Annotated in this window: 19 protein-coding genes, 3 tRNA genes and 1 pseudogene; 17 read left to right on the top strand and 6 right to left on the bottom strand. The window is 54.4% G+C overall.

The features are described from left to right. Positions 1-131: 131 nt before the first annotated feature. The 14 genes from cydA to VRC33_RS07090 all read left to right on the top strand — a co-directional run bounded on the left by cydA (position 132) and on the right by VRC33_RS07090 (position 9,693). Complete coding sequence (cydA, locus tag VRC33_RS07025; protein ID WP_338562226.1) at positions 132-1,715, top strand: cytochrome ubiquinol oxidase subunit I; 1,584 nt, start codon at positions 132-134, stop codon at positions 1,713-1,715. Then, complete coding sequence (gene cydB, locus VRC33_RS07030) at positions 1,712-2,851, top strand: cytochrome d ubiquinol oxidase subunit II (RefSeq protein ID WP_338562228.1); 1,140 nt, start codon at positions 1,712-1,714, stop codon at positions 2,849-2,851. Before cydA ends, cydB begins: the two co-directional genes overlap by 4 nt. A 14-nt stretch (positions 2,852-2,865) precedes the next feature. Continuing rightward, positions 2,866-2,970, top strand: a complete 105-nt coding sequence (gene cydX, locus VRC33_RS07035; protein ID WP_338562232.1) for a cytochrome bd-I oxidase subunit CydX — start codon at positions 2,866-2,868, stop codon at positions 2,968-2,970. Beyond that, positions 2,967-3,263 carry a cyd operon protein YbgE gene (gene ybgE / locus VRC33_RS07040; RefSeq protein ID WP_338564750.1) on the top strand — a complete coding sequence of 99 codons (297 nt, stop codon included), beginning with the start codon at positions 2,967-2,969 and terminating at the stop codon, positions 3,261-3,263. Before cydX ends, ybgE begins: the two co-directional genes overlap by 4 nt. Positions 3,264-3,476: 213 nt before the next feature. Continuing rightward, positions 3,477-3,881, top strand: a complete 405-nt coding sequence (gene ybgC / locus VRC33_RS07045) for a tol-pal system-associated acyl-CoA thioesterase (RefSeq protein WP_306206918.1) — start codon at positions 3,477-3,479, stop codon at positions 3,879-3,881. Positions 3,882-3,886: 5 nt separating this feature from the next. Next, a complete protein-coding gene (gene tolQ / locus VRC33_RS07050; protein ID WP_338562238.1) occupies positions 3,887-4,564 on the top strand; it encodes a Tol-Pal system protein TolQ in 678 nt (225 codons plus the stop codon). A 14-nt stretch (positions 4,565-4,578) separates the two neighbouring features. Then, positions 4,579-5,010 carry a colicin uptake protein TolR gene (tolR, locus tag VRC33_RS07055; RefSeq protein WP_338562240.1) on the top strand — a complete coding sequence of 144 codons (432 nt, stop codon included), beginning with the start codon at positions 4,579-4,581 and terminating at the stop codon, positions 5,008-5,010. Between the two features lie 29 nt (positions 5,011-5,039). Next, a complete protein-coding gene (gene tolA, locus VRC33_RS07060; RefSeq protein ID WP_338562242.1) occupies positions 5,040-6,350 on the top strand; it encodes a cell envelope integrity protein TolA in 1,311 nt (436 codons plus the stop codon). A gap of 121 nt (positions 6,351-6,471) precedes the next feature. Then, entirely contained in the window at positions 6,472-7,764 is a 1,293-nt protein-coding gene (gene tolB / locus VRC33_RS07065) for a Tol-Pal system beta propeller repeat protein TolB (RefSeq protein ID WP_338562244.1), read from the top strand. A gap of 44 nt (positions 7,765-7,808) precedes the next feature. Then, positions 7,809-8,327 carry a peptidoglycan-associated lipoprotein Pal gene (gene pal, locus VRC33_RS07070; RefSeq protein ID WP_338564122.1) on the top strand — a complete coding sequence of 173 codons (519 nt, stop codon included), beginning with the start codon at positions 7,809-7,811 and terminating at the stop codon, positions 8,325-8,327. 9 nt (positions 8,328-8,336) lie between these two features. Further along, the gene (gene cpoB / locus VRC33_RS07075) at positions 8,337-9,143 is read left to right on the top strand and encodes a cell division protein CpoB (protein ID WP_338562246.1); all 807 of its coding nucleotides are present in this window, start codon (positions 8,337-8,339) and stop codon (positions 9,141-9,143) included. A gap of 164 nt (positions 9,144-9,307) precedes the next feature. Continuing rightward, a tRNA-Lys gene (locus tag VRC33_RS07080) sits at positions 9,308-9,383 on the top strand. A gap of 65 nt (positions 9,384-9,448) precedes the next feature. Continuing rightward, positions 9,449-9,524 (top strand) — tRNA-Lys (locus VRC33_RS07085). Positions 9,525-9,617: 93 nt separating this feature from the next. Further along, positions 9,618-9,693: transfer RNA gene (locus VRC33_RS07090), tRNA-Lys, on the top strand. Between the two features lie 83 nt (positions 9,694-9,776). On the opposite strand, the gene VRC33_RS07095 is transcribed toward VRC33_RS07090, so the two are convergent. Next, a complete protein-coding gene (locus VRC33_RS07095) occupies positions 9,777-11,234 on the bottom strand; it encodes a DNA-3-methyladenine glycosylase 2 family protein (RefSeq protein WP_338562248.1) in 1,458 nt (485 codons plus the stop codon). Positions 11,235-11,411: 177 nt separating this feature from the next. Between VRC33_RS07095 and VRC33_RS07100 the strand changes: the two genes are divergently transcribed. From VRC33_RS07100 to pnuC, 3 genes and pseudogenes are all read left to right on the top strand, one after another. After that, positions 11,412-11,915, top strand: a complete 504-nt coding sequence (locus VRC33_RS07100; RefSeq protein WP_338562250.1) for a methylated-DNA--[protein]-cysteine S-methyltransferase — start codon at positions 11,412-11,414, stop codon at positions 11,913-11,915. Positions 11,916-12,071: 156 nt separating this feature from the next. Then, positions 12,072-13,114 (top strand): annotated as a pseudogene (nadA, locus tag VRC33_RS07105) (quinolinate synthase NadA). Positions 13,115-13,150: 36 nt separating this feature from the next. After that, positions 13,151-13,867: a nicotinamide riboside transporter PnuC gene (pnuC, locus tag VRC33_RS07110; protein ID WP_338562252.1), complete on the top strand. Its 717-nt coding sequence runs from the start codon at positions 13,151-13,153 to the stop codon at positions 13,865-13,867. 4 nt (positions 13,868-13,871) lie between these two features. On the opposite strand, the gene zitB is transcribed toward pnuC, so the two are convergent. The 5 genes from zitB to VRC33_RS07135 all read right to left on the bottom strand — a co-directional run bounded on the left by zitB (position 13,872) and on the right by VRC33_RS07135 (position 18,941). Continuing rightward, positions 13,872-14,807 carry a CDF family zinc transporter ZitB gene (zitB, locus tag VRC33_RS07115; protein WP_338562254.1) on the bottom strand — a complete coding sequence of 312 codons (936 nt, stop codon included), beginning with the start codon at positions 14,805-14,807 and terminating at the stop codon, positions 13,872-13,874. Next, a complete protein-coding gene (locus VRC33_RS07120) occupies positions 14,788-15,090 on the bottom strand; it encodes an Hpt domain-containing protein (RefSeq protein ID WP_338564126.1) in 303 nt (100 codons plus the stop codon). Before VRC33_RS07120 ends, zitB begins: the two co-directional genes overlap by 20 nt. Further along, entirely contained in the window at positions 15,042-17,921 is a 2,880-nt protein-coding gene (locus VRC33_RS07125; protein ID WP_338562256.1) for a transporter substrate-binding domain-containing protein, read from the bottom strand. The genes VRC33_RS07120 and VRC33_RS07125 overlap by 49 nt, the downstream gene beginning before the upstream one ends. Then, complete coding sequence (locus VRC33_RS07130; RefSeq protein ID WP_338562258.1) at positions 17,903-18,490, bottom strand: response regulator transcription factor; 588 nt, start codon at positions 18,488-18,490, stop codon at positions 17,903-17,905. The genes VRC33_RS07125 and VRC33_RS07130 overlap by 19 nt, the downstream gene beginning before the upstream one ends. Positions 18,491-18,599: 109 nt before the next feature. Continuing rightward, positions 18,600-18,941 carry a YbgS-like family protein gene (locus VRC33_RS07135; protein ID WP_338562260.1) on the bottom strand — a complete coding sequence of 114 codons (342 nt, stop codon included), beginning with the start codon at positions 18,939-18,941 and terminating at the stop codon, positions 18,600-18,602. Positions 18,942-19,017: the final 76 nt, after the last annotated feature.

Consider the following 19,017-nt stretch of genomic DNA (forward strand, 5'->3'; position numbering starts at 1 on the left):
GTCGGTTTGTCGATCGATTCATTACGTCAACGCAGATCTGTAAATTAAAAAAATACTGGTACTGACCTGTTTTCGGCCAGCCGGCCGCTCTAACTGCGTCAACACATTCAAGTCAGGAGCAAGGAGTTAAGATGTTTGATATTGTCGAACTGTCGCGCTTACAGTTTGCTCTGACGGCTATGTACCATTTTCTGTTTGTCCCGTTAACGCTGGGTATGGCGTTTTTACTGGCGATCATGGAAACGGTATATGTGCTTTCAGGCAAACAAATTTATAAAGATATGACCAAATTCTGGGGCAAGTTATTTGGTATTAACTTTGCGCTGGGGGTGGCTACCGGGCTGACTATGGAGTTCCAGTTCGGAACTAACTGGTCCTATTATTCTCACTATGTCGGAGACATCTTCGGCGCACCTCTGGCCATCGAAGGCCTGATGGCATTCTTCCTTGAGTCAACCTTTGTCGGCCTGTTCTTCTTTGGCTGGGACCGCTTAGGCAAAGTTCAGCATATGGCGGTCACCTGGCTGGTGGCATTAGGATCAAACCTCTCCGCGCTGTGGATCCTGGTAGCCAATGGCTGGATGCAGAATCCGGTAGCCTCCGATTTCAACTTTGAAACCATGCGTATGGAAATGGTCAGCTTCTCAGAGCTGATTCTGAATCCTGTTGCTCAGGTGAAATTCGTGCATACCGTGGCTGCGGGCTATACCTGTGGTGCCATGTTCATTCTGGGGATCAGCTCCTACTATCTGCTGCGCGGGCGCGACATGGCGTTTGCCAAACGCTCCTTTGCGATTGCAGCCAGTTTTGGTATGGCGGCGATCCTCTCCGTGATCGTGCTGGGTGATGAGTCCGGCTATGAAATTGGCGACGTGCAGAAAACCAAACTGGCCGCCATCGAAGCGGAATGGGAAACTCAGCCTGCTCCGGCAGCCTTCACTTTATTTGGTCTGCCCGATCAGGAAGCGCAGGAAAATAAATATGCGATTCAAATCCCCTGGGCGCTGGGGCTGATTGCCACCCGCTCGGTGGATAAGCAGGTTACCGGTCTGAAAGAGCTGATGGGCCAGCATGAAGTACGCATCCGCAACGGCATGAAGGCTTACAGCCTGCTGGAGCAGATGCGCTCAGGGAATAAAGATCCTGCGGTGCGGAGCGAGTTCGAAAATGTGAAGAAAGACCTCGGCTATGGCCTGCTGCTGAAGCGTTATACGCCAAATGTTGCAGACGCCAGCGAAGCGCAGATCAGGCAGGCAACCAGTGATTCCATTCCCCGCGTTGCTCCGTTGTACTTCTCCTTCCGCATCATGGTCGCGAGCGGTGTCCTGATGCTGCTGATTATTGGCTGTGCATTCTGGACCGTGATCCGCAACCGCATTGGTAAAAGTACCTTCCTGCTTAAATGCGCTTTGTACGGTATCCCCCTGCCGTGGATTGCCATCGAATCGGGCTGGTTTGTCGCGGAATATGGCCGTCAGCCCTGGGCTATTGGTGAGGTGTTGCCGACTGCGGTAGCCAACTCCTCTCTGACCGTGGGCGATCTGCTGTTCTCAATGATCCTGATTTGTGGGTTGTACACCCTGTTCCTCGTGGCTGAAATGTACCTGATGTTCAAATTTGCACGTCTGGGGCCAAGCAGCCTGAAAACCGGCCGCTACCACTATGAACAATCCAGCCATGCTCCCCGTGACGCAAGAACAGGAGTCTTTCAATGATCACTTATGAACTGCTGCGCTTCGTCTGGTGGGTCCTGATTGGCGTACTGCTGATCGGATTCGCCGTGGCCGATGGCTTTGATATGGGGGTAGGCATGCTGACCCGCATTCTGGGGCGTAACGATACGGAACGCCGCATTATGATCAACAGCATTGCCCCCCACTGGGATGGGAATCAGGTCTGGCTAATCACCGCTGGCGGAGCGTTGTTTGCTGCCTGGCCAACGGTGTACGCCGCGGCATTTTCTGGCTTCTATATGGCGATGATTCTGGTGCTGGCTTCGCTGTTCTTCCGTCCTATCGGCTTTGATTACCGGTCGAAGATCGAAGATAAGCGCTGGCGTGACACCTGGGACTGGGCGATCTTTATCGGCAGCTTCGTACCGCCGCTGGTTATTGGCGTGGCCTTCGGCAACCTGTTGCAGGGCGTTCCATTCCATCTTGATGAGTACATGCGGCTGTTCTACACCGGTAACTTCTTCCAGCTCCTGAATCCGTTTGCGCTGCTGGCTGGTATCGTCAGCCTGACCATGATCCTGACGCAGGGTGCTACTTACCTGCAGATGCGTACGGTAGGGGAGTTGCACATTCGATCCCGCGTGGCGGCTCAGATCTCTTCACTGGTCATGATGATCTGTTTCGTTCTGGCGGGCGTCTGGGTGATGTACGGCATTGATGGCTATGTGCTGACCACCGTGCTGGATCACAATGCGGCTTCTAACCCTCTGGGTAAAGAAGTGGTGCGTGAAGCCGGTGCCTGGCTGGTGAACTTTAATCAAACCCCTCTGCTGTGGGTAATTCCCGCACTGGGCGTGGTGCTGCCGTTAATGACCATTATCTGTTCACGGCTGGAAAAAGGCGCATGGGCATTTCTCTTCTCATCCCTGACGCTGGCCTGTGTGATCCTGACGGCTGGCGTGGCGATGTTCCCGTTCATTATGCCTTCAAGCACCGTACCGGCTGTCAGCCTGACGATGTGGGACACCACTTCCAGCCTGCTGACGCTGAAAATCATGACGGTTGCCGCGATTATTTTCGTGCCGACCATTCTGGCCTATACAACCTGGTGTTACGCCAAAATGTTCGGTCGTGTGACCAAAGAGCAGATTGAAAACAACACCCATTCACTCTATTAATGAGGCGCTGAATCATGTGGTATTTTGCCTGGATCCTCGGAACGTTACTGGCTTGTGCTTTTGGCATCGTAACAGCACTGGCTATTGAACATATTGAAGACAGCGATGTGAAACCGTGACTGAAACAGGCACTTCACGGCTATTTCAGTGGAGGGATAAGAGTCCTTTACGGGCTCTGTCTTTGCTGCTGGCGTTGTGGCTGGCGGGCTGCATCTTCTGGGATCCCCGCCGGTTTGCCGCTAACAGCAGCCCGCTGGAAATCTGGCAGGGATTGTTAATGATGTGGGCAGTCTGTACCGGTGTGATTCACGGTGTGGGTTTCCGCCCCCGTCACTGGCGATGGCAGGTTTTTTTCTCGCCTCTGCCGGCCTGGTTTGTGTTGCTGGCTGGCCTGTTTTTCTTCTATTTATAATGCCGGCCGGGCGGGGAATCTCTCCGCCCGATCTTCAGGGCCAGTAAAAAGCCTTTTTTCGTCGGGTTTTGTCAAAAAACGTCTAAGATTTCTCCTTATTTCTTCCCGGTTGTTTCCCAACGATAATTATTTTCTCTACCCTCTGGCAATCCATTCCAAAGGCGTATGCTCTTGCGTATAGTAGCAGCGTTTAACGTATTACCGGGATGTAGAGTGAGTACAACGCTGTTTCGATGGCCGGTCCGTGTCTACTACGAAGATACCGATGCCGGCGGTGTGGTTTACCATGCCAGCTATGTCGCTTTTTATGAACGGGCACGAACTGAAATGCTGCGCCAGCACCATTTCAACCAACAGGCTTTGCTGGAGCAGCAGGTCGCGTTTGTCGTGCGTCGGATCACGGTCGACTACCTTGCGGCTGCCCGCCTTGATGATTTACTTGAGGTGCAGTGTGAGGTGCTCAGTATGACCAGAACGACCATGACTTTCGCACAACGTATTGTGAATGCAGAAGGACGGACGCTGAATGAAGCGGAAGTGCTGATCGCCTGCATCAATCCACATCTAATGAAGCCTATTGCGCTTCCCAAGTCTATTGTCGCGGAGTTCAAGCAGTGACTGACATGAACATTCTTGATTTGTTCCTGAAGGCTAGCCTTCTGGTCAAACTTATCATGTTGATTTTGATTGGTTTTTCTATCGCCTCATGGGCAATCATTATTCAACGCACGCGCATCCTTAATGCCGCCGGGCGTGATGCTGATGCATTTGAAGATAAGTTCTGGTCAGGTATCGAACTGTCTCGCCTGTATCAGGAAAGCCAGGCTCGTCGTGACGAGTTAGGCGGCTCTGAACAAATATTCTATGCGGGGTTTAAAGAGTTTGCCCGTCTGCACCGTGCCAACAACCACGCACCTGAAGCGGTAGTGGAAGGGGCAACGCGGGCGATGCGCATCTCAATGAACCGCGAGCTTGAAGCACTGGAAAACCATATTCCCTTCCTGGGAACCGTGGGATCGATCAGTCCTTATATCGGTCTGTTTGGTACCGTCTGGGGCATCATGCATGCTTTCATCGCCCTGGGTGCGGTGAAGCAGGCCACGCTGCAGATGGTGGCACCGGGTATCGCAGAAGCGCTGATCGCCACCGCGATCGGTCTGTTCGCGGCTATCCCTGCCGTTATGGCTTTCAACCGTCTCAACCTGCGCGTAAACAAGCTGGAACAGAATTACGATAACTTTATGGAAGAGTTCACGGCTATTCTGCATCGTCAGGCGTTCTCCAGCGAGAGCACCAAGTAAGAGCTGAGGTTGGTATGGCCATAAGGCGTGGTCGCGGCAATCGCCGCGAAATGAAGTCCGAGATCAACATTGTTCCCCTGCTTGACGTCCTGCTGGTGCTGCTGCTGATTTTTATGGCTACGGCGCCGATCATTACGCAAAGCGTGGAAGTTGACCTGCCGGACGCAACAGATTCGAAAACTGTCTCCAGCGACGATAATCCGCCAGTGATTGTAGAAGTGGCGGGCGTGGGGCAGTACAGCCTGGTGGTCGATCATAACCGGATGGAGCAGCTTCCGGCTGAGCAAGTCGTCGCCGAAGCGCAGCGCCGTATCGAGGCGAATCCGAAGACGGTGTTCCTGATCGGCGGGGCGAAAGATGTGCCTTACGATGAGATCATCAAGGCACTGAACTTGCTGCATCAGGCAGGCGTTAAGTCTGTTGGATTAATGACGCAGCCGATTTAATTCATTCGAACCGTTTTTGGGAACCGAGAGTGTCGAAGGCAACCGAGCAAGACGTTAAGTTAAAACGAGCGATCATCTTTTCAGTCATCCTGCATATCATTTTGATTGGGCTGCTGATCTGGAGCTCGTTTGACGAACACATCGACGTCAGCAGTAGCGGCGGTGGCGGAGGCGATATCGATGCCGTCATGGTCGACCCTGGTGCGGTGGTGGATCAATATAATCGTCAACAGAATCAGCAAAGCGACAGCAATCGCGCGGATAACCAGCGTAAAAAGCAGGCGCAACAGCAGGCAGAAGAGCTTCAGCAGAAGCAGGCCGCCGAGCAGCAGCGTCTGAAAGAGCTGGAAAAAGAGCGTCTGCAGGCTCAGCAGGATGCGAAGCAGCAGGCCGCCGAGCAGGCAGCGGAGCAGAAGAAAGCGCAGGATGCTGCAAAGCAGGCGCAGGAAGAGCAGAAGCAGGCCGAAGCGGCCGCAGCCAAAGCGAAGTCTGACGCTAAAGCGCAGGCTGAAGCTCAGGCAAAATCTGACGCCAAAGCTCAGGCTGATGCGCAAGCCAAATCCGCTGCTGAAGCCCAGAAAAAAGCCGAAGCAGAAGCCAAACAGGCTGCTGCGGACGCACAGAAAAAAGCGGAAGCAGAGGCGAAAAAAGTCGCTGCTGAAGCGAAGAAACAAGCTGATGCCGAGGCAAAACAGGCCGCAGCCGAGGCCGCTAAAGTAAAAGCTACCGCGGATGCAAAAGCCAAAGCCGCTGCTGACGCTAAGGCTAAGGCCGCCGAGGACGCGAAAGCGGCTCAGGAAGCGAAAGAAAAGGCCGCTGAAGAGGCGAAAGCCAAAGCAGAGGCCAGCGCTAAAGCGAAAGCGGATGCTGCCGCCAAGGCCAAAGCCGATGCTGCCGCAAAAGCCAAAGCCGCGGCGGATGCCAAGAAAAAAGCTGCGGCTGACGCGGCTAAAGAAACCAGCGATGTTGACGATTTACTGGGTGGACTCAGCTCCGGCAAAAACGCGCCAAAGCAGGGGAAATCCGGTGGTGCAGCAGCAGGGCAGGGGAACCAGAAAAAAGCCGGGGCATCGGGTGCGGCCATCGACAGTTATCTGGGCCAGGTTCAGGGTGCAATCCAGAGTAAGTTCTATGATTCGGATCTGTACAAAGGCAAAACCTGTGATGTTCGCATCAAACTGGCTCCCGATGGCTTGTTAGTCTCGGCAGTTCAGGCGGGTGGCGATCCTGCACTATGTCAGGCTGCAATCAACGCAGCCCGCATGGCAAGGATCCCTAAGCCGCCAAGCGCAGATGTGTACCAGGCAGTTAAAGACGCAACGTTAGAATTCAAGCCATAAGAATTCGGTAACATCCGGCATGTTGAACTAAGGTCAACATGCCGTACTCTATACAGGCACTTTTGGTTGGTTGAAACATTGCTGGTTATCGTGGACATTGCGTTCAGGTAAGGGAGAGAAGATGAAGCAGGCATTCCGTGTAGCACTGAGTTTTTTACTGCTGTTTGTCGCTGTGGCGCATGCAGAAGTTCGCATTGAGATCACCCAGGGCGTCAACACCGCGCGTCCTATCGGTGTGGTGCCGTTTAAATGGGAAGGCCCTGGCGCTGCCCCGGAAGATGTAGGTGGCATCGTTGCTGCTGACTTACGCAACAGCGGTAAATTTAATCCGCTGGATCGCGCACGCCTGCCTCAGCAGCCGACCACAGCAGCCGAAGTGCAGCCTGCTGCCTGGACCGCGCTGGGGATCGATGCGGTAGTGGTAGGTAAAGTTCAGCCGGGTGCCGATGGCAGCTATCTGGTCTCTTACCAGCTGGTGGATACCTCCGGGAATCCGGGCGCTGTGCTGGCACAAAACCAGTATAAAGTGACTAAGCAGTGGTTACGTTACGCGGCCCATACCGCCAGCGATGAAGCTTTTGAAAAACTGACCGGTATTAAAGGCGCGTTCCGTACCCGTCTTGCTTATGTCGTGCAGACTAACGGCGGCCAGTTCCCGTATGAACTGCGCGTCTCTGATTACGATGGTTACAACCAGAACACCGTGCACCGTTCACCTCAGCCGCTGATGTCTCCGGCCTGGTCTAAAGATGGTAGCAAACTGGCTTATGTGACCTTTGAAAGCGGTAAGTCTGCCCTGGTTATCCAGACGCTGGCTAATGGCGCGATCAAGCAGGTGGCCTCTTTCCCTCGTCACAATGGTGCCCCATCGTTCTCACCTGACGGGACTAAACTGGCTTTCACCCTGTCAAAAACCGGCAGTATGAATCTGTATGTGATGGATCTTGCCTCTGGTCAGATTCGTCAAATTACCGACGGTCGTTATAACAATACAGAACCAACCTGGTTCCCGGACAGCCAGACGCTGGCCTACACCTCAGATCAGGCTGGTCGTCCACAAATTTATAAAATCAGCGTTAACGGCGGTTCAGCGCAGCGTCTGACCTGGGAAGGTTCTCAGAATCAGAATGCCGACGTCAGCACTGATGGTAAATCTCTGGTGATGGTGAGCACCAACGGTGGTGCACAACACATCGCCAGACAGGATCTGGTAACGGGAGCCGTTCAGCAATTAACGGACACGTTCCTGGATGAAACGCCAAGCCTCGCACCCAATGGCATCATGGTAATCTACAGCTCCACACAGGGCATGGGTTCCGTATTGCAGCTGGTGTCGACAGATGGGCGTTTCAAAGCGCGTCTTCCGGCTACTGATGGACAGGTAAAATCACCTGCCTGGTCGCCGTATATGTGATGCATATGAAAATATGTATGGCTAACAATAATAGGATTGTAGAAATGCAACTGAACAAAGTGCTGAAAGGCTTACTGCTGGCACTGCCAGTAATCGCAGTGGCTGCTTGTAGCTCACACAAAAATAACGACAACGACCAGACCAACGGTAACGGTATGGGCGATGGCGCAAACAGCGGCATGAACAGCGGTAACATGTCATCTGACGAGCAGGCTCGCCTGCAGATGCAGGAACTGCAGAAAAACAACATCGTTTACTTCGGTCTGGACAAGTATGAGATCCAGTCTGAATTTGCTCAGATGCTGGATGCGCACGCAACTTTCCTGCGTAACAACCCATCATACAAAGTGACCATCGAAGGTCATGCGGATGAGCGCGGTACACCAGAATACAACATCGCCCTGGGCGAACGTCGTGCTTCTGCTGTTAAAATGTACCTGCAGGGTAAAGGTGTTTCTGCTGACCAGATCTCTATCGTTTCTTACGGTAAAGAGAAGCCAGCTGTACTGGGTCACGACGAATCAGCGTATGCTAAAAACCGTCGTGCCGTACTGGTATACTAAGAGAATCACATGATTAGTAACTTCAGACTTCACTTGTTGAGTCTGTCGTTACTGGTTGGCGTAGCGGCCCCCTGGGCCGCTAATGCCCAGGCGTCAATCAGTAACGTTGGCTCAGGCTCGGTCGAAGACCGCGTCACGACTCTTGAGCGTATCTCTAATGCTCAGGGGCAACTTCTTCAGCAAGTTCAGCAACAGCTCTCCGACACACAGCGCGATATCGACTCACTCCGTGGACAGATTCAGGAAAATCAGTATCAGCTGAATCAAATCACTGAGCGTCAGAAAAACCTCTATCAGCAGCTCGACACGCTGAGCAGCAGTAATACGCAGGCTCAGGGCGCTTCTGGTGATGCTGCAGCGGCTGCGGGTGGTGCGGGTGCAGATAATGCTGCCGGTGGCAACAATGCCTCTGCAGGCGCCTCTGCGGCCCCTGTACAGAGCGGTGATGCTAATACCGACTACAATGCGGCGGTTGCGCTGGTTCTGGAGAAAAAACAGAACGAGCAGGCGATTGCCGCATTTCAGGCTTTTGTGAAGAAATATCCGGATTCAACCTATCAGCCTAACGCCAATTACTGGCTGGGTCAGTTGAATTACAACAAAGGCAAAAAAGACGACGCGGCATATTATTTTGCCACCGTGGTCAAGAACTACCCGAAGTCACCAAAGAGCGCGGACGCGTTGTATAAGGTTGGGGTGATCATGCAGGAGAAGGGCGATACAGCGAAAGCCAAAGCCGTTTACCAGCAGGTGTCCAAACTTTATCCAAACACCGATGCTGCGAAAAATGCTGCAAAACGGGCTGCATCGCTGTAAGTGACAAGCTTTGACCAGATAATGCCGTATTTATGGTCGTAGCGAACGAAAGGTAGTCAGTTGAACGGGTTATCTGAAAATAGTGGTTGCGCTGAATCGGTAAATCAGTAATATATGCCGCCGTTGCAGGGACATATGTGAAAACGTTCTGGCAGCGCAAAAGTGGGTCGTTAGCTCAGTTGGTAGAGCAGTTGACTTTTAATCAATTGGTCGCAGGTTCGAATCCTGCACGACCCACCACTTTAAAGATTTACCAAGTTCGAAACATTACTTTTATAAGTAGTGCAGCAGTAACCGCTCGATGCGGGTCGTTAGCTCAGTTGGTAGAGCAGTTGACTTTTAATCAATTGGTCGCAGGTTCGAATCCTGCACGACCCACCACTTTATCGTGGTATCCGTTGTAAAGCGTGAAGGATTCAGCTTTTAAAGAGAATCATTTCTCCGCAACTTGCATTGAAGCATTACCGCGAAAGCGGGTCGTTAGCTCAGTTGGTAGAGCAGTTGACTTTTAATCAATTGGTCGCAGGTTCGAATCCTGCACGACCCACCAATGTAGAAAGGCGCCCTAAAGGCGCCTTTTTGCTATGCGCAATTCGTGAAGGATTTGAACCTGTATCAGGCCTTCATCACATATTAATGCTCAGGCGTCAGATTCTTCCAGATATGCATCACCGCATAACTGCGCCACGGACGCCAGGCCTGAGAGCGCTTCTCTGCCTCTTTTGCCGTTATGCCGCCCAGATTTTTTCTTACCACAATATCCCCGGCGGGGAAGGCATCCGGCCAGCGCAAGGCTCTCATCGCGATATAGTGTGCGGTCCAGTCCCCAATGCCCGGCAGGGTAACCAGGCTGGCTATCGCCTCCTCAGGATGCATACCGGCATCCAGCCTCAGGTCGCCCCTGACGCAGGCCTCTGCCACAGCCAGCAATGTGCGCGAACGCGCGCTGACAATGCCAAGGCTGGCAACGTCATCAAGCGAAGCCAGAGCCACCTTTGCTGGTACCGGTGAGAGATGAGTCAGTTCAGGGAAGGGGGTCTGAAAAGGCTCGCCAAAGGCATGAGCAAAACGTCCACCAATTGTGGTGGCGGCCTTCACCGTAATTTGCTGGCCCAGCACAGCCCGGACCACCATCTCAAAACCGTCAAAGGCTCCCGGTACTCTTAAACCTGCGTCCCTGTTCAGACTGCTTTGCAGCAGAGGGTCCTGCTCAAGGTGCGCAGCGATAATCTCAGGATGGGCATCCAGGTCGAACAGGCTTCTTAATCTGCGCAGCAAAAGAGGAAGAACCGGCGTCAGTGAATGCGTGAACTCCACGCTTAACCCATGCCTGCCAGCGGCCTGGGTCACCCGGACCCATCCCGTATGCTCCCCCAGACGCACGGTACGCGCATAACTCGTCTCATCCAGACTCTCCACGCCCTTAATGGCACGCAGGCGCAGAAAAGCCAGCAGGGCGTCCCAGTTAAAAGGCGGGCGATAGCTCAGCAGCAGGGTGGAGGTATCACTGCCGATCCAGTGTCCGGGCTCTCGTGCCTCTTTGCGTAAGCGACTGGGCGGCATCCGGTACTGACGGTGAAACACCTCATTAAAGCGCCTCAGGCTGGCAAAGCCGCTGGCATAAGCCACATCCGTGACTGACAGCATCGTTTCCGTCAGAAGCTGTTTAGCCAGCAACAGGCGTCGGGTCTGCCTGAGTTCAAGTGGCGAAACGCCCAGCTCCTTCTGCACAATACGCCGCAGCTGGCGCGAGCTTAAAGAGAACTGGGCCGCAATCTCTTCAAGACTGGCGACATCCTCCGTTAACCCCTCCTCAATACGCCGGATCAGTAAATCAGCAATACGGTGACTGCTGTCGACAGGTGCATTGCCAGGGGCCAGTTCAGGACGGCAGCGCAGGCAGGGGCGAAAAGCCGCTTTTTCTGCCGCTTCGGCGCTGTCAAAAAACAGGCAGTTTTTCTGAAGAGGCGGTTTGACCGGGCAGATGGGTCGACAATAGATTCCGGTAGAGGTGACGCCCACGTAAAACACCCCGTCGAAACGCGCGTCGCGGGAGGTTAACGCCCGATAAGCTGATTTTTTATCAATCATAATCTGTTCCTGTCGACTGGTCATGCTGGCAGAGTAAGGCGGATTTATGTGCTGTGCCAGCCGTTTTCGGACAGCAAACTTAGTTAACCTGATGTCCGGAAACGGCTGGCATGACGAGGCTGATTGGGGATAATAAGCCTTGTCCCTGCAACAGGGCGTGACAGAGGGAGAATACAGATGAGCTATTTCTATAAACTGATGCCTTCACCGGTGGGTGTACTGACCCTGATAGCCAGCGACAAGGGCGTTGCTGCCATTCTGTGGGAAAATGAGAACCCAAACCGCGTCAGGCAGATGGCACCTGAAGAAGATCCATCCCATCCGGTGCTGGTGGAAACGGAGCGCCAGTTAAACGAATACTTCGCCGGGCAGCGTTCAAGTTTCACCGTCACGCTGGATTTCGTCGGCACCGAATTCCAGAAAAAAGTCTGGCAGGCGCTGGTGGCGATCCCGTTTGGCGAAACGCGCAGCTACGCCGATATCGCGCGCGAGATTGGTAACCCTAAAGCGGTGCGGGCAGTAGGGGCAGCGAACGGGAAAAACCCTATCTCTATTATCGCTCCCTGCCATCGGGTTATTGGCTCCAACGGCAAGCTGACGGGCTTTGCTGGCGGGCTTGAAGCCAAAGCCCTACTGCTGAATATTGAGATGAAACAGCAGGGCGATTTTGCTCTGAAGTGATCGCCATCACATCCTGCGATCGTCCCGAAAAACTCAGCGACACAGGCGACTATTTCGGCTATCGTGTTTAGCATATAAAACAAACTGACGGTTATGTTGCCACGCAAGCGGCAGATTCCGCTAATTTGGTTAAGTTAAAGAAACGAGAGCCGCGATATGAGCCTGATGTTCGATCCCGAAACCGCTATCTATCCTTTCCCGCCAAAACCTGCCCGTTTGTCCGCGCAGGAGAAAGAATTTTATCGCTCCAAAATCAAACGTTTACTCAAAGAGCGTAACGCGGTGATGGTCGCTCATTACTATACCGATCCGGAAATCCAGGCGCTGGCAGAAGAGACCGGTGGCTGCGTGGCGGATTCGCTGGAAATGGCCCGCTTTGGCAGCCAGCATGCTGCCAGCACATTACTGGTTGCAGGCGTTCGTTTTATGGGGGAGACGGCAAAAATCCTCAGCCCGGAAAAAACCATTTTAATGCCCACGCTGCAGGCGGAATGCTCGCTGGATTTGGGCTGCCCGATTGAAGAATTCAACCGCTTCTGCGACCAGCATCCCGATCGCACCGTAGTGGTGTATGCCAATACCTCGGCGGCGGTGAAAGCACGGGCAGACTGGGTAGTAACCTCCAGTATAGCTGTAGAGCTGATTGAGCATCTGGACAGCCTCGGCGAGAAGATTATCTGGGCACCGGATCGTCACCTGGGGCAGTACGTCACCCGCCAGACCGGCGCGGATATTCTCTGCTGGCAGGGCGCATGTATCGTCCATGACGAATTCAAAACTCAGGCGCTGCAACGTATGAAAGCGCTCTACCCGGAAGCGGCGGTGCTGGTGCATCCGGAATCGCCTCAGGCTATTGTCGATCTGGCTGATGCGGTGGGATCGACCAGCCAGCTGATCCAGGCTGCCAAAACCCTGCCCAATCCTCAGATGATTGTAGCGACCGACCGCGGCATCTTTTATAAAATGCAGCAGGCCTGTCCGGACAAGGAATTACTCGAAGCGCCTACGGCAGGAGAGGGCGCAACCTGCCGCACCTGTGCTCACTGCCCGTGGATGGCGATGAATGGCCTTAAAGCCATTGCAGAAGGGCTGGAGCAGGGGGGAGCCAGCATGAAATTCACGTTGATGCGCAACTACGTGAAGGCGCATTGATCCCGCTGAACCGTATGCTAACCTTTGCTGCAAGTTTAAAAGGGTAACTCCTGACCCTCTTGCTCAGGACATTAGGTGCCAATATGGATTTTTTCAGCACGCAGAATATTCTGGTTCACATCCCTTTGGGAACCGGGGGCTACGATCTCTCCTGGATTGAAGCTATAGGGACTCTGGCAGGACTGCTTTGTATCTGGCTCGCCAGCCTGGAAAAAATCGTTAACTATGCATTTGGCCTGATTAACGTCACGCTGTTTGCGGTAATTTTCTTTCAGATTCAACTTTATGCGAGCCTGCTTTTACAGCTTTTCTTCTTTGTGGCCAACATCTACGGCTGGTATGCGTGGAGCAGGCAAACCAGCGATAACCAGCAGGCGCTGCATATCCGCTGGCTGACGCTGCCTAAAGCGCTGGGCTGGCTGCTGGCCTGCGTAGTATCGATTACCCTGATGACTCTGTACATCAACCCGGTCTTTGCCTGGCTGACCCGGATTGCGGTCACGCTGATGCAGGGCATGGGGCTCTCTGTGGCGATGCCGGCGTTGCAGCCGGACGCGTTCCCGTTCTGGGATTCCTGCCTGATGGTGTTGTCGGTAGTAGCGATGATCCTGATGACGCGGAAATACGTTGAGAACTGGCTGCTGTGGGTGGTGATTAATATCATCAGCGTGATGATCTTTGCGCGTCAGGGAGTCTATGCGATGTCGCTGGAGTACGTCATCCTGACGGTGATTGCTCTGAACGGCTGCTGGTTGTGGATGAAAAGCGCCCGCGAACAGGGTTCACGGGCGCTCTCCTGAAACGTTAATGGGAGTGGTGGGCATGAGAATGTTGGTGCCCGCTTTTTCCCCAGCTAAGCTCGCAGTCGCCATCATCACATCCCTGATACTCCATCTGCACCGTGGCATGCTCTATCTGATAATGTTCGTGTAGCCAGTCATGGATACGGTGCAGCAGGGCATCGTGATCGTACGGAGGAACAACGTGAACATGCAGCGTCATCACCGGCTTCTCGCCCACCTGCCAAAGATGGATATGGTGCACATTGCGGATTTCAGGCACTCCCCGGGTTAACGCGCGTTTCAGTTTATCCACGTCCAGCGAGGCTGGGGCACCTTCCAGCAGCTCGTGCACGCTCTCTTTCATCAATGCCCAGGCACTACGCAGCACCAGCAGGGATACCAGAATTGACAGAATCGGGTCGGCTGGCGTCCAGCCGGTAAACATAATGATCAATGCGGCGACGATGGCACCCACCGAGCCGAGCAGATCCCCCAGCACATGCAGCGCCGCCGCGCGGACATTCAGATTCTTCTCTTCACTGCCCCGGTGCAAAAGCCAGAATGAAAGCAGGTTAGCCAGCAAGCCCGCCACCGCAATCGTCAGCATCATTCCACTGGCGACCGGCTCAGGATGCCGGAAGCGGATGACCGCCTCCCAGACGATTAAAAAGGTGATCACCACCAGCGCAATCGCATTCACAAACGCGGCCAGGGTTGTGAGCCGTAGCAGTCCGAAAGTGTGGCGGGCATTGGGTTTACGCTGGGCAAATTGCACCGCCAGCAGCGCCATCAGTAACGCTGCGGCGTCGGTCAGCATGTGGCCTGCGTCTGCCAGCAATGCCAGCGAGCCGGAGAGCAAGCCCCCGGCAATCTCGGCGACCATAAACAGAGCGGTGACCAGGAAAGCGGCCAGCAGGCGGGTACGGTTGCCCGTGCCCTCAGAATGAGTGTGCGCCATAAGATTCCAGTTCAGTGAGTAGATTTTCTGTTAATGATATCAATAAATTCAGCCCGTCAGGCCGTTGCCTTGTCCTGATTTGCTCAATAATGCGCTGGGTAAGGTTTTCGGCTTCGCTGTAGCCCAGCATCTGCCAGCTTCCTTTCAGGCGGTGAGCCGCTTTTTCAGCCCTTTCCCACGCCTCTTCAGCAAGTGCGACGCTAAGCCGGCGGCTGTCTTCCTGTAACGTCTGTTTCAGGGTTTGCAGCAGTTTAGTGAAAAACGTCCGGTCCTCACCGGCCAGTTGCCAGAGACGTGTTGCGAGCCGATCAAAAACGGGTGCCGGGAGGGGGCAAGCAGCGGCTCGATTTCACGCAGCGTCACCGGCTTGAGCAGCACTTTATCCGTCAGCGCCTGAACCTGCGGCTTGGCAAGAATATCGGCATCCGCCGAGCACATCACAATACGGCTGCGATGTGCTCCATGACGCTCCCGGCGGCGGATAATTTTGGCCAGGGTCAGGCCATCGGGATGCGGCATACTGTAATCAATAAACAGCAGGTCATAAGAGGTCGCGGAAGCCAGCAGGGCTTTGCCATCGGGATAGCAGTCAGCTTCCAGACCAAACCATGCCAGCTGCTGCTGCATCACCAGCAGGTTGGTGGGATGGTCATCGGTCACCGCCACCCGTAATTTGCTGACCGGCTGGCTGGATAAGACCGGAGCCGGTTCCGGCTGGAGGTCCGGGGTCACCCTTTGCAGTGGAAGAGTGACCTTCAGCGTGGTGCCGACCTGAGGTGTGGAGTCGAGGTGAATTTCTCCCTTCATCCGGGCCACAATCTCTTTGCAGATTGAGAGGCCTAGTCCGCTTCCCTGCACGGAAAACTGGCGTCCGGAGGGTGTCTGATACCAGGGTTCAAACAGTCTGCTCTGCTCCGCTAATGGAATGCCGCTACCGCTGTCGGTCACGCAAAAAATCAGCTGGTCCGCCTGAAGATCGGCAGCCAGAGTTACAAGAATTTCTCCCTGCCGGGTGAACTTAATGGCGTTGCCGATCAGGTTATGGGCTATCTGCTGTAATCGCTGCCCGTCAATCAGGATCTGCGGCGGCAAAGGCGGGATCGCTTCCACGCGGAACGCCGGGCCGTTGTGGCGCATCAGCGGATGATAGAAATCCGCAAGACGGCTGAGCCATTTTGCCGGGTCAAGGGGCCGGGGAACCAGCGTAAAGCTGTTGTTCTCCAGTTTGGCATGATCCTGCAGGTCATTGAGCAGCGTCAGCAATGCAGAGGCGCTGTTGTGGATCACGGTCAGGTTTTTCGCCTCCGGCTGGCGGGAAACCTCAACTTCCAGCAGGCCCAGAATGGCCTGCATTGGCGTACGTAATTCATGGCTGACGGTCGCCAGAAACTGACTTTTCATCTGGTTGGCCCGGTTAGCTTCTTCTCTTTCCAGCTCCAGCTGGCGGCGCTGCAGACGCTCCCGACGCTGTTCCAGATAACGACGCACCAGTAGCAGCAGCAAAAAGAGAATGGCAAACAGCGCGGCAATCAGCACAAAAAGCGAGACTGGCCGCATCTGATTTGCGCTTTCTCCGGCCTGAACCGAGCTGTTATTGCTCCAGTTTTCGCGCATACGCTGCTGGGTATCGGCGGGAATCTGCTGCAGACTGCTGTTAAGCAGCGTCCTCAACAGCGGATAAGAAGGGCTGACCCCCAGGGTGATCGGCCAGGCAGCATCACTGGCCGCAAAAGCCAGCCGCAACGAATCGCTGTAGCGCGACTGAACCAGCCAGCGGGCAGAAATAACATTGTCTGCCAGCGCATCAATCTGGCCGTTAGCCAGGGCGTCATACAGGCTTTTATTCTCGTCAAAAGTGACCGGGATGACATCAGCAGGGAGGAGCTGTCGGGCAATATCACCGCGCCGGACCCCCACTTTACGGCCTTTCAGCTGCTGCCAGCCTGTGACAGGTTGCGACATCTGGCCGACATAGACGCCCCATAATGCACGCCAGACAGGCAGGGTATTGGTGCGCATCGCATCATCGCCGGTCAGTGGCACGGTAAGCTGAACCATCGCACGGCCCTGATCGACAAGGGCCTGGGCCTGTTGCGCATTGCTTACCCACCAGGGCTGAAAACGCAGTCCGGTATTCTGACCAATGATATTCAGCAGCTCCACGCTGTATCCTCTGGGCTGACCATTGGCAGCGCGATAGCTCCAGGGGTAATCGTCACTGATGGCGGCATAAGTGACGACGGGATGCTGCTGCACCCAGCTTTGCTCCATCGGGGTCAGGTGTGCGGTGTTGGTATCCTGGTAGCGGGGGAGCTGACTACTCCAGCGGCCCTGAATGCCATTCACTACGTCCATCGGTAGCTGGCGGATAGCGCTGTCGAGTTGATGGGTGAGTTGGGGATCGGCTGTCATTGCCTGCAACCGTAGCTCACCGGGATTCAGGGGCGAAGCGAGCTGATAAATCTGACCCTGCTGAAGCTGGCTGAGCAGAAATCCTGCGCTGGTTTCATCCGCCACCACATAGTCACTGCGATTATCCAGCAGCGCATAGAGCGCCTGGAGATCGTTATCCACCACCTGCCAGTGATGCCGCCGGACAAATCCGGTATCGATCAGGGCTAAAGTGGCGCGGCTGACCGTGATACGCGCCTCTCCGGAGTTAAACATGACCGGACGCAGGTTCTCGCGGCTGCGGTAGATGCGCAGCGGACTGGTGAACCAGGGCTGGGTAGCGCTCATCTCTGGCTCCAGAGCGTGCTGAGGAACGCCGAACAGAATATCGAGCTGACCTTTTTTCAGCGCCTCGCGCAGAGCCTGCCAGTCCGGATACGCCTCAACCTGAAACTTCATGCCTGTGGTCTGCGAAAGCGCCACCAGATAGTCCGCATTGATGCCGTATAAATCCCGCCCTACCACCATATTCCAGGGCGTGCTGTTGTCCCGCAGAATTCCCACCCGCAGAGGCTTCTCCTGCCAGGGGGAGGAGTGTTCAAGCGGCATCATCTCCTGAGGCAGCATCACGCTGCTTACCGGTCTCAGTACCGCACCCGCCTGCAGGCAAAACAGCAGGAGAAAAAGTCCCAGAACGCGGGTTTTCACCGTTGTGATTTCCACAGCCCGGCCAGTTCCACGACGGAAGTGGCGCCGGTTTTTTCCATGATATTTTTTTTATGGGTGCTGACGGTTTTGTTACTGATATTAAGCTGTTCGGCGATTTGCAGGTTTGACAGCCCCCGTGCCAGCAACGCGAGGATTTGCTGCTCTTTAGCCGTCAGCAGGCTTTCAGTGCTCTCTTCACCGGCGTGAGCGAACACCTGCTGGCCACCCAGCACGGCAAGAATAGCGGAAAGAAGCTGAGGCACGGGCTGGCGTTTGGCGACATAGCCCGATGCCCCTGCGGCTTCTGCCAGACGTTGATAGAGGCGCTCTTCCTGCGCGGAGTAGATAATGACGGGAAGCTCAGGGAAATGACGACGGATATATTTCAGGAATTGCAAACCGTCACTGTCAGGCAGGCCGATATCCAGCACCACCACATCCACAGCCTCGCTGGCGAGCAGATGCCGGGCGGAACTCTCCTCTTCTGCTGACAGCAGCGTGATGGGGAAGGGCGCACGGTTCAGGGCCGCTTCCAGAGCGACCTGCACCAGCGGGTGATCGTCAATCAGCAGCAGCTTAACCATGAATTTACCCGTGGGAAATCAGAGCGTTCAAGGATAGCCTAATGGCAGGGTGAAGCAAAGAAGCACAAAAAAGGAGAGCTTTCGCTCTCCTCAGACTCATGCAGGACTGTTACTGCGTGGTGCCGTCTGTTTTGGTATCTGCACCTGGTCCCACTTTTTTGTTGATATCAGGGCATTTACCGTCTTTGCACTGAGTATTCTGATCGATTTCGTTAGCCGTCATTTTTTTATGTGACTTCATGGAGTCGTGCGTGCTGGTGGCATCACCAGTATTATTAATTTTGTCGTTACTGACGTTATTTGGAGCAAGTTTCTCTTTAGCTCCGCCCGCCACAGCACCGGCATCCGCCGCCTGATTAGAGGTACCATTGTTGCTTTGAGCCGCCATAGCTGCGCCGCTACCCAGGGTCATTGCTGCTGTCAGAAATACGATTGCAAACTTATTCATCATTATGCTCCGTTAAATTACGAATATTGTCATACCAAACCCCGATAAAATGCGGTTTGAATAAATTACCGTATAAAGC

This window comes from Erwinia sp. E_sp_B01_1 (assembly GCF_036865545.1).
Lineage (GTDB): Bacteria > Pseudomonadota > Gammaproteobacteria > Enterobacterales > Enterobacteriaceae > Erwinia.

What these genes read in the sequence shown, in the direction of transcription:
- cydA (WP_338562226.1), top strand. Translation starts at nt 132, where the DNA reads ATGTTTGATATTGTCGAACTGTCGCGCTTACAGTTTGCTCTGACGGCT.
- cydB (WP_338562228.1), top strand. Translation starts at nt 1,712, where the DNA reads ATGATCACTTATGAACTGCTGCGCTTCGTCTGGTGGGTCCTGATTGGC.
- cydX (WP_338562232.1), top strand. Translation starts at nt 2,866, where the DNA reads ATGTGGTATTTTGCCTGGATCCTCGGAACGTTACTGGCTTGTGCTTTT.
- tolQ (WP_338562238.1), top strand. Translation starts at nt 3,887, where the DNA reads ATGAACATTCTTGATTTGTTCCTGAAGGCTAGCCTTCTGGTCAAACTT.
- tolR (WP_338562240.1), top strand. Translation starts at nt 4,579, where the DNA reads ATGGCCATAAGGCGTGGTCGCGGCAATCGCCGCGAAATGAAGTCCGAG.
- tolB (WP_338562244.1), top strand. Translation starts at nt 6,472, where the DNA reads ATGAAGCAGGCATTCCGTGTAGCACTGAGTTTTTTACTGCTGTTTGTC.
- pal (WP_338564122.1), top strand. Translation starts at nt 7,809, where the DNA reads ATGCAACTGAACAAAGTGCTGAAAGGCTTACTGCTGGCACTGCCAGTA.
- cpoB (WP_338562246.1), top strand. Translation starts at nt 8,337, where the DNA reads ATGATTAGTAACTTCAGACTTCACTTGTTGAGTCTGTCGTTACTGGTT.
- VRC33_RS07095 (WP_338562248.1), bottom strand. Translation starts at nt 11,234, where the DNA reads ATGATTGATAAAAAATCAGCTTATCGGGCGTTAACCTCCCGCGACGCG.
- VRC33_RS07100 (WP_338562250.1), top strand. Translation starts at nt 11,412, where the DNA reads ATGAGCTATTTCTATAAACTGATGCCTTCACCGGTGGGTGTACTGACC.
- pnuC (WP_338562252.1), top strand. Translation starts at nt 13,151, where the DNA reads ATGGATTTTTTCAGCACGCAGAATATTCTGGTTCACATCCCTTTGGGA.
- zitB (WP_338562254.1), bottom strand. Translation starts at nt 14,807, where the DNA reads ATGGCGCACACTCATTCTGAGGGCACGGGCAACCGTACCCGCCTGCTG.
- VRC33_RS07130 (WP_338562258.1), bottom strand. Translation starts at nt 18,490, where the DNA reads ATGGTTAAGCTGCTGCTGATTGACGATCACCCGCTGGTGCAGGTCGCT.
- VRC33_RS07135 (WP_338562260.1), bottom strand. Translation starts at nt 18,941, where the DNA reads ATGATGAATAAGTTTGCAATCGTATTTCTGACAGCAGCAATGACCCTG.